Origin of the sequence: Saccharospirillum sp. (genome assembly GCF_039982735.1) — a bacterium.
GTDB lineage: Bacteria > Pseudomonadota > Gammaproteobacteria > Pseudomonadales > Natronospirillaceae > Saccharospirillum.
Genome location: NZ_JBDWXV010000011.1, coordinates 203,395 through 217,862 on the forward strand (window position 1 = coordinate 203,395; position 14,468 = coordinate 217,862).

General features: G+C 55.0%; 12 protein-coding genes. 8 read left to right on the forward strand and 4 right to left on the reverse strand.

From position 1 onward, the window contains the following. Window positions 1-2: 2 nt before the first annotated feature. The 3 genes from ABJT94_RS09225 (at window position 3) to ABJT94_RS09235 (ending at window position 5,336) form a co-directional block, all read left to right on the forward strand. Complete coding sequence (locus tag ABJT94_RS09225; protein ID WP_348475612.1) at window positions 3-3,632, forward strand: SbcC/MukB-like Walker B domain-containing protein; 3,630 nt, start codon at window positions 3-5, stop codon at window positions 3,630-3,632. 184 nt (window positions 3,633-3,816) lie between these two features. Next, window positions 3,817-4,446 carry a uracil phosphoribosyltransferase gene (gene upp, locus ABJT94_RS09230; protein ID WP_348475611.1) on the forward strand — a complete coding sequence of 210 codons (630 nt, stop codon included), beginning with the start codon at window positions 3,817-3,819 and terminating at the stop codon, window positions 4,444-4,446. Window positions 4,447-4,622: 176 nt separating this feature from the next. Beyond that, window positions 4,623-5,336, forward strand: a complete 714-nt coding sequence (locus ABJT94_RS09235; RefSeq protein ID WP_348475610.1) for a winged helix-turn-helix domain-containing protein — start codon at window positions 4,623-4,625, stop codon at window positions 5,334-5,336. A 13-nt stretch (window positions 5,337-5,349) separates the two neighbouring features. On the opposite strand, the gene ABJT94_RS09240 is transcribed toward ABJT94_RS09235, so the two are convergent. Continuing rightward, window positions 5,350-6,336, reverse strand: coding sequence for a class I SAM-dependent methyltransferase (locus ABJT94_RS09240; RefSeq protein WP_348475609.1), 987 nt, complete (start codon window positions 6,334-6,336; stop codon window positions 5,350-5,352). Window positions 6,337-6,686: 350 nt separating this feature from the next. Between ABJT94_RS09240 and ABJT94_RS09245 the strand changes: the two genes are divergently transcribed. Then, window positions 6,687-7,322 (forward strand): hypothetical protein, encoded by a 636-nt coding sequence (locus tag ABJT94_RS09245; protein ID WP_348475608.1) that lies wholly within the window; start codon window positions 6,687-6,689, stop codon window positions 7,320-7,322. Here the strand turns inward: ABJT94_RS09245 and ABJT94_RS09250 are convergent. After that, window positions 7,316-7,645, reverse strand: a complete 330-nt coding sequence (locus tag ABJT94_RS09250; RefSeq protein WP_348475607.1) for a hypothetical protein — start codon at window positions 7,643-7,645, stop codon at window positions 7,316-7,318. The genes ABJT94_RS09245 and ABJT94_RS09250 overlap by 7 nt on opposite strands. A gap of 736 nt (window positions 7,646-8,381) precedes the next feature. Here ABJT94_RS09250 and ABJT94_RS09255 point away from each other — a divergent pair. From ABJT94_RS09255 to ABJT94_RS09270, 4 genes are all read left to right on the forward strand, one after another. After that, window positions 8,382-9,167, forward strand: a complete 786-nt coding sequence (locus ABJT94_RS09255) for a hypothetical protein (RefSeq protein WP_348475606.1) — start codon at window positions 8,382-8,384, stop codon at window positions 9,165-9,167. A gap of 117 nt (window positions 9,168-9,284) precedes the next feature. Beyond that, complete coding sequence (tsaB, locus tag ABJT94_RS09260) at window positions 9,285-10,001, forward strand: tRNA (adenosine(37)-N6)-threonylcarbamoyltransferase complex dimerization subunit type 1 TsaB (protein WP_348475605.1); 717 nt, start codon at window positions 9,285-9,287, stop codon at window positions 9,999-10,001. A 68-nt stretch (window positions 10,002-10,069) separates the two neighbouring features. Then, window positions 10,070-10,879, forward strand: coding sequence for an undecaprenyl-diphosphate phosphatase (locus tag ABJT94_RS09265; RefSeq protein WP_348475604.1), 810 nt, complete (start codon window positions 10,070-10,072; stop codon window positions 10,877-10,879). A gap of 32 nt (window positions 10,880-10,911) precedes the next feature. Next, complete coding sequence (locus ABJT94_RS09270) at window positions 10,912-11,703, forward strand: class I SAM-dependent methyltransferase (RefSeq protein ID WP_348475603.1); 792 nt, start codon at window positions 10,912-10,914, stop codon at window positions 11,701-11,703. Here the strand turns inward: ABJT94_RS09270 and plsB are convergent. Then, window positions 11,700-14,168 (reverse strand): glycerol-3-phosphate 1-O-acyltransferase PlsB, encoded by a 2,469-nt coding sequence (gene plsB, locus ABJT94_RS09275; protein ID WP_348475602.1) that lies wholly within the window; start codon window positions 14,166-14,168, stop codon window positions 11,700-11,702. The two genes, ABJT94_RS09270 and plsB, sit on opposite strands and share 4 nt — an antisense overlap. Window positions 14,169-14,253: 85 nt before the next feature. Beyond that, window positions 14,254-14,460 carry a SlyX family protein gene (locus ABJT94_RS09280; protein WP_348475601.1) on the reverse strand — a complete coding sequence of 69 codons (207 nt, stop codon included), beginning with the start codon at window positions 14,458-14,460 and terminating at the stop codon, window positions 14,254-14,256. Window positions 14,461-14,468: the final 8 nt, after the last annotated feature.

Here is a 14,468-nt window from a genome sequence, read left to right on the forward strand (position 1 = left end):
CCATGTTTTTAAAAAAATTCATCTACGTAAACTGGGGCAATATTCCGCTGCTGGAATTCGATTTCGGGCCAATCAACCTGCTCAGCGGAGGTAACGGTTCCGGCAAAACCACCGCCGCCGATGCGTTGCAAACCATCATGACCGCCGCGCACGATACACTGTTTCATTTTAACCCGGGGCAAGACGAGGCGACGCAACGCGGCCGCGGCAAACAGGTACGCACACTGGCCTCTTATGTGCTGGGTTGTGATGACGGCTCCTACGCGCGTCCGGATGGTGCCGTCGGCTACCTGGCCGCCGTGTTTCACCCCACAGAGGGTGAGCCGGCCGAGCCTTTTACCGCCATCATTGGTGCCAGTGCCTTTCTCGACAAAGCCGGCAGTCAGCCGATCGCCCGGCTGGGCGACATCAGCTATATGATTGCTCCGGGCGAGCAACTGAGCCAGTCAGATTTCGTGATCGAAGGCGATACGGGCCGCAGCGTGGTAAAGCTGGATGCCCTGGTTGGTCGCTTAAAAGCCCAGACCGTATCGATAGAAAAGTACGACACCAAAAAACAATATCTGCGCCGTTTTTACGCCGCCATTCGCGGCCGTAACGATGCCGTCAGTGAACGCGAAGCGATGAACGCCGCACGCGCTTTCTCCCGGTTTATGGCCTACAAACCTGTGAAAGGCATCAACGCCTTTGTAGCCCAGGAAATTCTTGAGCAAAAGGATCTGGGTGAAGCCATTCGCACTGTGTCCGACCTGATGAAAACCATCAGCGGCATGGAAGCCGAAGCCAACCGACTGAAAAATACCATCGATCGGCTGACTACGTCGCGGGCCCACAGTGACCGCTACATCGACCAGTGGCTCGACTACAACCTGGCCGATTACATCGCCGCTAAATCCCGCTTTGTGAACGACCAGAAACGTTACCTGACCGCCAAGCAGGAGCAACAAAACCTGTTGCAGCAACGCGATACCGTGCAGTCTGATCTGGATGTCGCCGAGCAGCGCCGGGACCAGTCACACGAGCAGCTGGTGTCGCTCGAAGCGCAGCGTCGGGGCGTGGGCGCGCTGCAGGACAAAGACAAGTTTGAAACCCAGGCCGAGCAGTGCAAGAAAACCCTGACGCAACTGGCAACCCCCTTGTTGAAGCAAGACGACGCTCTGCAACGGAGCCTGAAAGCCAGCGCCCAGATACAGCAAAGCCTGTTGAAAACCAGCCTGGCGACCGAGCTTCCAGAGCTGGCTGGCAAACAACTCGGGCAACTGAGCAAGTCGGTGATGCAACAGTCGGACAGCCCCGTCGACTTTCGCAGTCTGATGAACCGCGACTGGATTGACTTGTCGCCGCTGGAGCAGCATCTGGACGATGTCATTGCCCAGCAAAGCCTGATGAACCAGTGGCGTGAAGCCTGGTTCAGCGATGGCTGGTCGAGTACGGGTGTCAGCCTGCGGGATCAACTGCAACGTGTGCAGGACCGGCGGGAACAGAAGCTCGCCCAGATCCGCCAGTCGATCAGCCGCAAACAGCAGGACATCGACAGTCTCGAAGGCCAGCAACTGAACTACCCCTACCACGTGCGCACCGCGCTGGAAGCGATTCGCCGGGAACTGCCCCAGGCCGACCCGCGAGTGCTGTGCGACCACGTAGAGATTCGCGACCCGAAATGGCAGTCGGCACTGGAAGGTTATATTGGCGGTGCCCGCTTCGCGATTCTGGTTGAAGCCAAATACGAGGCGGACGCCATTCGAATTGTGCGCAACCTGCCCAAAGACAACCGCGCCCGGGTCATTCAGGGCAGCAAGGCCCGTCAGGATGCCGAACGGGTCACCTTGCCCGCCAATTCGGTGGTGCACCTGATGGAATTCGATCATTCCGTAGCGCGCGCCTACTTAACCGCAAGCTATGGCCTGGTTGAGCAATGCGAAGACGCCGAGGCGTTGAAAAAGACCCGTCGCGGGGTGACTCATCAGGGCCTCGGCAGCGGCGCCTACGCGATGTACCGCTGTGATATGCCGGTCTCGGACCTGGTGTTCGGGCAGGGTGCGCGCCAGCGCGCCATGGCCGCCAAGAAAGACGAACTGATGACCCTGGCTCAGCAGGCCAACGACTGGCAAACCCAGGTGCAGGAAGTCAGCGCGCTCTACCAGGCGGTGAACCAACTGGCGCATCTGAACCATGCCGATTTAATGCGTGACATGCTCGAAGCCCAGCGCGCCTTGCGCATGGCCGAGCAGGCGCTGGCCTCACTGGATCTGAGCGACGCCCAGGGTCTGGAAGACGAATACCGGGAAGTCAGTGAACAGCTGAAAGCACTGGATGCGCGCATTCGCGAATTGATCGAACGCAAGGGCAGTTTGGGCGAGCGCATCGAGACCCTGTCGCGCCAGTGCAAGGCCCTCAGTGATCAGCAGGAAACCACGGAATTGCACAGCGAGCGCAAGGAAAATTATCTGCGCGATCTGGTCAGCGTGTGGCCTGAATTCGATGTCGAAGCACGGCTCGAAGAAGCCGATGCAGCGGCCGAGACTGCCGATGCCGATACCCAGGAAAACCTGCGCAAATCGCTGGAAAGTGAGCTCAATGCCCGCGCACACGAATTGGAACAGTTGCTTAAGGATCACAACCAGGATTGTCAGCCACAGGATGCCATCGCACTGGACTTGAACTACAGCGAACTGCACAGCGCCGAATTCTTCAAGGGAATCGTGTCGCTGCGCCGTCAGGTCGATCAGGTACACAACCGCCTGAAGAACAACATTCTGGTCGAAAAAGTCGACAACCTGGGTGCGCTCAAAGACAGCTTCAACAATGCCTTTGTCACCAACTTGTGCCACGCCATTTATCAATCGATCAATGATGGTAAGCGGGTACTTGAAGATCTGAACGCCGAGCTTGAACACCACCGGTTTGGCGCCGACCGCGAACGTTACTGGTTCGATTGGGACTGGGTGCCGGAGTACCGGGAGTACTGGCACTTTTTCGACGAAGTAATCAAAAGCCCGTCGCTGGGTGAAGGACAAACCCTGTTCGATACCGAATTGAGCACTCGTTCAGCCCAGGTCCGCGACCAGTTGATGGAGATGTTGCTCGATGACGATGAGCAACGGGCCCTGCGCGAGCTGGAGCGGATATCCGATTACCGCAATTACCGCAATTACGAAATATACAAGCAGCCAGAAGGCAAACAACCGATCGCACTGAGCCAGTATGGCACCGGCTCGGGCGGTCAGCTGGAAACCCCGGCCTATATTATACGTTCGGCCGCCATAACCTCGGCCTTCCGCTTTAACGAAGGTGATTCGCACCTGCGCATGGTACTGGTGGATGAAGCCTTCTCCAAAATGGATGAAACCCGCTCCAAAGAGGTCATCCGCTACCTGACAGAGTCACTCGGATTGCAATTATTGTTCATCATGCCGACCAGTAAATCGGGCCCCTTTATGGACATGATTTCCAATCAGTTTGTATTCTCCAAGGTGCCGCTGGCCCAGGGCAACCGGGTAGGGCAATTGAACACCCGGGTGCTGGTTGACCGGCAAAAATGCAATCAGGATAAAATCCGGACACTCTGGGCCAACCACCGCAAGGTGATCCGGCAACAGGCCGAACTGGATTTTATGGCAGACATCGAATAAACAAGGCAATTTTCGGAGGTCAACTGTTCTTCGGTGCCAGGAGTCCGTGTCAGGCACCGGGTATACCTACCTGGTAGCCGGTGCGGGCGACTGGCAACATTGCCAACCGCGAACTCCGAAGTTTGACTACTATACAGTTCAGCGATTTAACGGGTTGCGGCAATAGGCGGCTAAGGAAATAGTAATGGCAATACATGAGATTACACACCCACTGATCCAGCATAAGCTGGGTTTGATGCGCGAAGCGGGCATCAGTACCAAGCATTTTCGGGAGCTGGCCGGTGAGGTTGGCAATTTGCTGACCTATGAAGCGGGGCGGGAGCTTGAAACCGAAACCGTCGAAATCGAAAGCTGGACCGGGGCGCCCTTGAAGGTGCAGCGGATTAAGGGCAAGAAGATTACCGTGGTGCCCATTTTGCGGGCCGGGCTTGGCATGCTCGATGGCGTAATGCAGCTAATTCCCAATGCCAAAGTCAGTGTTGTCGGGCTGTACCGGGATGAAGAAACGCTGGAACCGGTGCCGTATTTCGATAAGGTCATCGAAGATGTCGAAGACCGGACCGCATTGATTGTTGACCCCATGCTGGCAACCGGGGGCACTCTGATTGCCACGATTGAATTGTTGAAAGCCAAAGGGTGCAAGCGGATTATGGGCCTGTTCCTGGTCGCCGCCCCGGAAGGCATCGAGGCCGTGTTGAAGGTTCATCCGGATATCGATCTCTATGTGGCCTCGGTAGATGACCGCCTGAACGATCAGGGCTATATTATTCCTGGCTTGGGCGACGCGGGTGACAAGATATTCGGGACGCGCTGAGAACGGCTTGCCAAACCAGTGATGACCATTTTATTTGCTGCAAAACTGGAAATAGAGTCTAAAGTAGGGGGTGTGACAGGCCGAGTCCTCGCCGGAGGCAGTTGATGGCACCGGACGAGGCTGGCACCTAATATCAGCCTGACGGAGTCAGTGCTGTGGGATACCGGGCTAAAATCATGCAAAAACAGCGTTTGTTAATTGTTGACGACAATCTCGACTATGCGCGCAAGCTGAGGGATTACCTTGCGAGCAATGAATACGATGTTGATGTGGAATCCGATTCATCCGTCGCCTTGCGCCGTATACGGGACGAGCAGCCCAGTGTGGTGCTGATCGAAGTCGATTTGCATGGGGATAGCGGCCTCACTGTGTGCAAGCTGAGCCGAAAGGAGTTCAAAGGCGGCATTATCCTGTTAAACGACACGGCGGATGAACTCGATCAGGTACTGGGGCTTGACCTGGGTGCCGATGATTATCTGTTAAAGTCGGCCTCACATCGGCTTATTCTGGCGCGTTGCCAGGCCCTGATGCGGCGCTCGGATCGTGCCCGTGCAACCGAGATACCCGCCAAGACCGAGCGACTTCAGTTCGGCGACCTGATCATCGACAACACCATGCGTGAAGCCTGGCTGGGTAGCTCCACCATCGACCTGACCAGTGCCGAGTTCGACTTGCTGTGGCTGCTTTCCAGCCACGCGGGGCAGATTCTAACGCGTGAAGAAATATTCAACCGCTTGCGTGGCATTGAATACGACGGGCAGGATCGATCGGTAGACGTACGCGTATCGCGCATTCGCCCAAAAGTCGGGGATGATCCGGAACACCCCCGTCGCATCAAAACAGTGCGTAGCAAAGGCTATTTGTTTGTGGGGGAGGTGTTCAAGCACTGACCCCGGCGCCAGGCTACTTGCGTTTCGCCCGGTACACCTTGAACCCGCGCCCGTGGGCCATCTCTTCAACCATTCCAACCGTCGCTGGCAGGCATGACTGGTAATCCAGAAACTCGTTGGCAACCCACCAGAGGGTACCACCGGATACCAGCCAGTCTGCACTGGCCCTGAATAACGCTTCACTGGCTTCGTAGTGCGTGCGAATGCCGGTATGGAAGGGTGGGTTGGTGATGATGGCGTTGAAACGGGTGCGATCCAGTTGTGCCAGCCCATCCGACCAAACCACCCGGTAGCGATCGTCGGCCGCCACCCTGGCCAGATTTTGCTCGGTGGAACGAACCGCCAGCCAGTCGATATCCAGGGCTGTGACGGTGACATGCTCAGAGCGTCCCAGCAATGCCTGGGCAATGACACCGCTGCCACAGCCAAAATCCAGGCAATGGCCCTTCATGACGGGCAGAACACTCAGCAATAAGTCGGTGCCTTTGTCGAGGCGGTTTTGGCTGAATACCCCGGGAGCGGCTTGCAACAGCTGGCCCTGATAGTCAAATTCAGTCCAGTTAGGCGCTTCTGGCAAGGTGGCCTCGGGTGCGATGTGCAATTGGTGCAGCACGCAATGCCGGGCGCTGTCCCATTTTTCGGTTTCCGCCCAGTCGAGTACGCGCTTGGGTAGGCTTTTTATGCCACCCTTGTTCTCACCGACCACCCAGACCTGACAATGAGGATGCTGCTGCACGAAACTGACGATCCGGTGCAGCCACCAGGCCAGGCGTTCTTTGGCTTTGGGATAGAACAGAACAATGCCATTTGTTTGTGCCGGCCAGTCATCGTCGGCCGCCAAGGCATTCAGCCCGGGTGTGTTGAACACACTGCGGTCCAGACAAACAGCCTGATCGGTCGTTTTGATCAGTCCGTTGCCCTCAGGCGCATCCAGCCAGAGAATGTTGAGCGCTGAGAAGTGAGTCTGGTGACGTTCAAGCAGTTGCCAGCTTGGGTGCATAAGTGATCGGTCCTTAAAAACGCAGAGTTTAGCAAACTAGTGATAGCCAGGGACAGGCTCATTGACGGTCGGTTTGATTGGCAAAGGGCGCGGAGATGACTAGGTTGGTCGCAGAAGGTAGACGTAAAAAAACGGACACCGGGGAAGATGTCCGTATAAACATGGGGCTGGGCCCACATAGGAGTAGTCACCATACTGCTGCTACCAACATTATTAGAAGTATAGTGACTGCATCAGGTTTCGCTGGCTTTATATAGAAATAATGCGTTCTAAACTTAAGCTTTTTAACTACCAACCGACATATTTCCCGGGGCGCACCATTGCCGGTTGTGTCATAACAGGGTGGATACATGGTCAAACTGAGCAAATTAGCGGGCATTGCCTTTTTGCTGGCACTGGGTGTGATGCCCGTTATTGGCCACGGCTACGGTACCGTCGGCCACGCCAGTCAACAATTGCGACTGCTCGCATCCGAATTGATTCAGCCCGTTCTGAACCGGCAGGCACTGACCGTCAGTTTGCCCGATTTGCCGTATGTGATTCTCGATACCGACCCACAAGCGTTGCGACAGCAGCTGGATGTTCTGGTTGCCGAGGGCTTGTTGCAGCGTGAAGCCGTTGTCGCTGAACAACGTGAATTAACCTCTCAGGGGTGGGTAACGCGCAATACGGCAGGCGTGCAATATTTACCCGTAGCCGGGGTGTTGCAGCCGACTATTCGATATGGCGAGTCCGAGCTACTTCGCCTGGGGGAGATAACGCTCGACCCGCAACCTGGTGGCGATACTGAGGCGCGGATCAGTTTTACCTGGCAAGTGGATAACCTCGCCGAGTGGGTATGGGCTCCGGTATTTGATAACGACGCACGCCTTAACCGTATAAAAGCGAGTACAGAAACGCCCATACCGGGGTCAGCTGAACTGGTATGGGATCCGGTGGAGCAGGGCTGGACATTGAATGAACTGGACGCATTTCCGGTTCAGTAACCCGGGTGGGCCTTACACAGTCGCTGATTCAACTGAGATATTGCCGCCTTTAGTGCCGTCGGCATCAATAGCGCATTCAGTGTAGGTTCTTCTGCCAGCAAGGCCTGGATGACCTGAACCAGAATGTCTGACCAGTCATCTGCGATAAAGCAATCCGGTGGCAACTCATGCAGTGCATCCATCAACAGGCCTTTCATTTCCGGCATGCGGCGTTGCGCGCACTCGTTAAAAGCCAGGCTGACGATCAAATCGGCGACCTGATGCCTGCGCAGGAAAACGAGGGATGGCGCCGGCGCTTCTGTCGCGGCATGGTAACCAGTCATTGACAGCCTCCTGTTTCGACTCAACGGTCCGTCAAGCTACGCCGGTACTGACCATCGGGCAATGCATAACCCTGGGGAGAGGGTGTGTACAAGATGTCGATAACTCAGGGTGAGTGAATGCTCACAGGGCAGGCCTTGATCGTTCTGATCAGACTCTTTGTGTATCTTTGTAACTAACCGGGATTGATGAAATATTAGAGTCTGTGGCGGGGTTATGGAGCCGTTACCGGGAGTAAGCAATGTCAAAGGCGATGGCCTGGTTAGTTTTTCTGCTTGGCTTGAGCTTCGAATGGCCTCCCGGGCATTTTTTCGCAGGGCGGTTTGCGATCAGCTAAAAATAGATGGGTCTCGGGAAGCCGGGCGTTGGCGTAAATCAAATTATAAGTAAGACAATGCGATAGATTTCGGCGTGTCGATTAAATTTCTATCCGTGAATAACACCCGCGCGTTTTTCGGATAATGCGGTCAGTTATTCAATTTGTACTTCAGTCTGACAATCCATAAAGGTGTAATTGGACCGGCTATCGAATTTGCAGGCGATGAAATTAAGACTGATTAAAATGGTTTTTCTCAATTTTACGAAAATTATGTGGCAAAAAATGTTCTTAATATCACTTTTTGTTAAATTATAGTTTGCATCTTTAAGGGCATCTGACTAAATTAGCGTTATTGAATTGCTCTTTTGGAATGAGTTTTCATTCCAGATGCCAAAGTAATAAATGAGAAGGAGATACCCATGGCTGTTGCCAAAAAGAAAACTGCCGCCAAGCGCGGCCCGAAGCCCGGTGCAAAACGCACTGCTAAAAAATCAGTAGCGCGTAAGACACCTGCCAAGAAAACCACGGCTAAAAAAGCACCTGCCAAGAAAGCAGCGGCCAAAAAGGCGCCGGGTCGTCCTCGTGCCGCAGCAAAAGTGACGGCCTCTGCAGTAAATACGGCCGTTGTGTCAGCCGCCAAGAAACTCGATAAAGCCGAAGCTGATCTGGTGAAAGCGCAAGCTAAACTGGATGCAGCTGTAGCCAAAAAGGCCACGGCCAAAACCAAGGTTGCAACCGTTAAGTCTGCTGCGTCAAAGCGTGCGCTGGATACAGCCACAGCCCAGGAGAAGGCAGCCAAAGAAGCCGTTGCCAAACTGAAGCAGACCGTAAAATCGGCCAAATTCGATCATAAAGTTGCTGAAATTGAGGCCCAGGCTGAAGAGCTGAAAGCCAAGGTTGAACTGAAAGCGGCTGAATTCGAAATGAGTCTGGCTGCCAAGCAGGAAGAAGATCTGGCGAAAGAAATCGCCAAATTCGAATCCAAGTGGCGTCAGGCACGGGTCCGTAAGGATGCCAAGAAATTGAAGGCTTTCCGCGCCAAAGAAGAAGCCAAGAGCAAGGCAGCGGCACGCAAAATCAAGGCAAAGGTCAAGTCACTTGCCAAGAAAGAAGCGGCCAAGCAAAAGCCAGGCCCTAAAAAGCGCGGTCGTCGGCCAGGTCCTGGTCGTCCGCCAAAAGCGAAAGCCGCCGCAGCAGCAAGCTGATTAGCGCTGCCTTTCTGACTTGAAGAAAGACCTGAAAAGCCACCGTAAGGTGGCTTTTTTGTATTCTGACGATGCTATTCACTGTGCTAAACTCCCGGCTTTTCAGGGGTCGATCCTATGACACGATTACTGGCCATCGATACTACGGGTGATTACTGTTCACTGGCGTTGAAAGACGATGACTGTGTTTTACAGTGTCACCAGAACCTGCCAAGACAGCATGCACGTCAAGTACTGCCGTTACTCGACCAATTGTTTGCAGAGTCCGGTTGGGCGAAAACCAGCCTGGATGCCGTCGTATACGGGCGTGGCCCGGGCTCTTTTACCGGCATTCGTATTGCAGCCGGTATTGCTCAGGGCATCGCGTTGGGCGCCGATTGCGGCGTTATTCCGGTCAGTACGCTGCAGACTCTGGCCATGGAAGCCTGCGCTGCCGATCCCGATGCCCGTCAGCTCTGGGTTGCGCTCGATGCGCGTATGCGCGAGCTCTATGTTGCCCGCTATCAGGTAGAGCAAGGCTTGCCCGTGCTGCAGGGCGAAGAATCACTGCAGTCGCCCGACCAATTGCCCGAGCCACCAGCCATGGAAAACCGGTCTGCTATTCGTTTGGCGGGTAATGGCTGGCAAACAGATTATGGGTTCAGCGATGCCTGGGTAGCTTGCCTGGCGCAACAAGCGCCCGGCCTGATGTTACCCAGAGCGATCTGGGGCGCTGAACTGGCCTTGGCGTTGCTGCAACGTGACCCCACTGTGAGTGTTGCCCCCGAGCATGCTCTGCCGGTGTATTTGCGTGACAAGGTAACCTGGGATAACAAACCCAAAGTCGGTGAGTAACCGGTTTTATTCACTATCTGACCGTCTTCGGTGCTCGAGGCGGTCTTTAACATATTAGGGATGCGTACATGCTGTCTGAGCTGCAAATCATTGTTCTGGCTCTGATTCAGGGAATCACCGAATTTCTACCCATTTCCAGCTCAGCTCACCTGATATTGCCGTCTCAGTTACTGGGCTGGCCCGATCAGGGATTGGCTTTCGATGTTGCTGTACATGTCGGTTCCCTGCTGGCGGTGCTTTGGTATTTTCGTGCCGATGTAGGCCGCATGCTGTTGCACTGGGGCTTGCATCTGGCGCGCCGTCCACACGATGCCAGCGAACGGACGCTGGCCTGGTGGATTATTCTGGCAACCATTCCTGCGGTGATATTTGGCTATCTGTTTCAGGATCAAATCGAGACTCACTTGCGCAGCATTCTGGTGATCGCCGTTACCACCAGTCTGTTCGGTGCAGCCTTGTGGTGGTCGGATGTTGGCGTGGCAGAAACGCGAACCCTCGGCCAGTTAAACTGGAAACATACGGTGTTGATTGGTTTGGCGCAGGCCATCGCACTGATTCCGGGAACCTCGCGCAGCGGCATTACCATGACCGCCGCTATGGCGCTCGGTTATGGCAAGAAAGACGCGGCCCGGTTCAGCTTTTTGTTGTCCATACCGTTGATCTTTGCGGCCGGCGTGTTGAAAACGATCAGTCTGATTCAGCAACCGGATCTGGTGTACTGGAACCAGCTGTTCATTGGAACAGTGCTCTCCTTTGTCAGTGCCTATGCCTGCATTGCACTATTTCTGAAGTGGATTGAGCGAATCGGCTTTTTTCCGTTTGTGCTATATCGATTTGTGCTGGGCGGCGTATTGTTTTTTATCTATTTTTCACTGTGATTCGACACCTGCAGCGGTACAGCCAATAACCTATGACCGAACCCACGCACAGGATAGACCTATACATCGAAGCGGGTGAGTCCGGTAAGCTGGCGGTCCCGCAGACGGAACCCCAGCTTGCCGTCCTGTGCCGAAAGGTGATGACGCGGCCAACCGGACTTTATTTGACCGTTGTTGAGGGTGCACTGGGCCTGGCCAGCGGTGAAGCACCAAAGCAGCATCCTGTCAGTGTCGATTTTGTCAGCGGCGCAGCGCGTCATCGACAACAGTACGGAGGGGGGCGGTCTCAGGCCATCGCCCGGGCTGTCGGGTTGCATCAGCGCAAAGACCTGTTGGTTCTGGATGCCACGGCGGGCCTTGGTCGGGATGCCTTTGTTCTCGCCAGCCTGGGCGCGACCGTTATTATGCTGGAGCGACACCCCGTCGTACGGTTGTTATTGAGTGACGGTCTGGAACGGGCTCGCAGTAGCGGTGACCCCGTGTTTGAACGAATGAGCCTGCTCTCAGGCACGCTGGATGGCCATACGAGCAGAGTATCCCCCGATGTCGTGTATCTGGACCCTATGTTTCCCGAGCGCCGCAGCAAAGCGGCGGTAAAAAAAGACATGGCGCTGTTTCATTCACTGGTGGGTGCCGATGAAGATGCGGATGCCTTGCTGGCACCCGCTTTGGCCTGTGCACAGCGTCGGGTGGTGGTAAAACGCCCGCGGATTGCGCCTCCCCTGGCCGGAAATGCGCCCGGAATGGTGCTCGCCGGTAAAAGCAGCCGCTTCGATATCTATCCGCTCAAGTCCATTACGCAAGGCCACGACCCGGCGACTTAATTGCTGCGTTCCTCGTCGCCTTCGCGCAGCCCGGTGACCTGCATGATTGAGTACAACACCTGAGCAGGCACCACGCTGTCAGAGGCCAGTACAATGTTCAGGATGCGGTCATCGAATTCCAGACAATGCTGATCATTGACCGTGATTGCCTGGCGGGCTTTCAGGGTCTGCAGGAAATTCTTGAACAGGGCCTTGTCAAAAAACTCAGGGGCATTCAAGCCATTGAGCACTGACAGACGCTGTGCCATCTGTTGCGATTGATTTTCCACTTCGGTGCTGGTTGCCTCGCCCGAACCGGCGCGAATCAGTACGGCCAACGTCAGCAGGTAACGTTCCAGTGTCGGCACCATAATGGCTGCCAGCAGTTCGAGTTTCAGCCGGCTGGCGGTGCCCATCAGAGAGGCAAACCAGCGATCTTCCTGGCAATGTATCAGGCCGGCCTGGTGAAAGAAGTCGATCCAGACTGGCACCTGATGCTGGGCTTCCTCGGCGCTGGGAGCGAGAAAGAGTTCGCTTTGCAAATAGGGGTAAATCAGGCCGACTCGCTCTCTGAGCTTGTCGAGGCTGATGCCCTGGCCCTGCCCGAGCAACGCAGCGACCAGTGCCGGAATGGCGTAGAGGTGCTGGACGTTGTTGCGATAATAGGACATCAGTACCGCGTTCTGACTGTCCAGGCCAAAAAGGTCTCCCAGCTTCTGGGGGATACGCCGCAACATGCCCATTTGCTCGGTATAGTCGACCCACTGTTTGGCATCGCCTTCCGGCAAGGTGATGTGGGTATCGTAAGGCAGGTGTTGTTGCAGTTCCGTTAACAACGTTAATTGTTGCTGTAACAATTCTCCATCCATGGCTTGTCGGGGTGTGGCCAGCAGTGTCAGGGCAACCAGGTTGATCGGGTTCAGTGCGGCGGCTGAATTGATGCGGGTGACCACGGTGCGTGACAGTTCGTCGACAAAAGGTACCATCCAGCTGGGTCGGTCGTCTGGTCCATAGCTGTGTTGATCCCAGCCGGGCTGAAGCGTAGACAGCAGGGTGTTTAAGTGCAGTGGTTCACCGATGTTCAGGAAAACCTGTCCGTAATTTTTCAGACGACGCACTGATTTGACCAGATCGAACAGGTTCTCTTTTTTCTTTTCCTGACCCTGCAATTCGCCGAGATAGGAGCGCGATTCAAACACTTTTTCGTAGCCAATGTATATCGGAATAAAAACGATGGGTCTGTTGTGATCCCGCAGATGGCTGCGTACTGTCATTGCCAGAGTTCCCGTCGCCGGAGTACGCATCCGGCCGGTGCGTGAACGGCCACCTTCCACAAAATACTCTACTGGATAGCCCCGGGAGAACACCGAGTGCATGTATTCGTTGAAAACGGCCGTATAGAGCTTGTCACCTCCGAATTTACGACGAATAAAGAAGGCCCCGCCACGACGCAGCAAAGCGCCAACAACCGGCATGTTCAGGTTTTCGCCGGCCGCGATGTGAGGCACGTTCAAGCCCTGATAATAGAGGGTATAACTCAACAACAGATAGTCGAGATGGCTTCGGTGGCAGGGCACGTAAACAATCTCATGGTCTTCAGCCAGTTTCTTTACCGGTTCAAGGCCATTGACCTGTACGCCGTTGAAAATTTTATTCCACAGCCAGGTGAGAATGACATCGAGAAAACGGATAACGTTGTAGGAGACATCAGCCGCGATGGTATTGGCGTGCTTCTGAGCCAGACGTTCGGCTTTTTCACGGCTGATGCCCTTGGCTGCAGCATGGTTTTCAATCGCTTTGCGAACCGGCGCTGTATGCAGCAGATGGCTAACCAGTACGCGCTTGTGAGACAGGTCTGGCCCGATGACCGCAGTGCGGACGCGGCGAAAATGCACGCGTAACACCCTGGCGACCTTGCGGCTGGCAATATCGGTATCCGGTTCGTCGTTAACCAGTTGTCTTAATGACACCGGTTCATTAATTTCAAAATAGGTGTTGCGGCCATTAATCAGCACCGTAAACAACTTTTTAAGGCGGCCGGCCAGATTCCAGTTCGAGCTAAACAGCACCTTGAGCAAGTTATTGCTTTTGCGTGCGCCGCGGCCCCAGAACAGGGCAACCGGCACCAGCAGAATATCTTCGTCGGGGTTTTCAGTCAGGTAATTCAGCATGGGCTGAATGAGCGGTGCGACACCGCTGCGATGACGCCTCAGTACAGAGCGCCGCGCATGAATGCTGATTAATGGTCGGCTGCCTTCAAGGCCCGGTAGTTTTAGGCGTCGCGACAGATCGGGTAACCCCAGCTTGCGGCACTGATGGTCAAGCACCATGGCATCGGCAGTGGACTGTTGTTCCAGCACATAAACCACCGGCGTGGCCTGGGTGAGGGCATTCAAGTCCACCCTGGCGGGTTTGTTGTCGGTTCTGACCCATAAAAACAAGACGCTTTGAACACAGCGACTGATCATATCGAGCAACGAACGCATAGAGGGGCACCTGCCTGCCAGAATGTAGTGGCGCTAGTTTACCTCAACCCAGGCAAAAACGCAGAACCGCCCGGTTAACCGGCACTCAGTAATGTGGTGGTGGCTGGTCGACAATACCGGGTGACAGGCCGTCTTTGAGATCGTGATGTTCCGCTGCCAGGCGTTGCAGGGCGAGCTCGAGGCGGGACAGTCGTTGTTGCTGATCGGCGATGACCTGGTTCAACTGGTCGATAGTGTCGTCCTGGTGAGTTAAACGTATTTCCAGGTCTGTCAGGCGGTCTTGCTGGTTCATAATCGTGG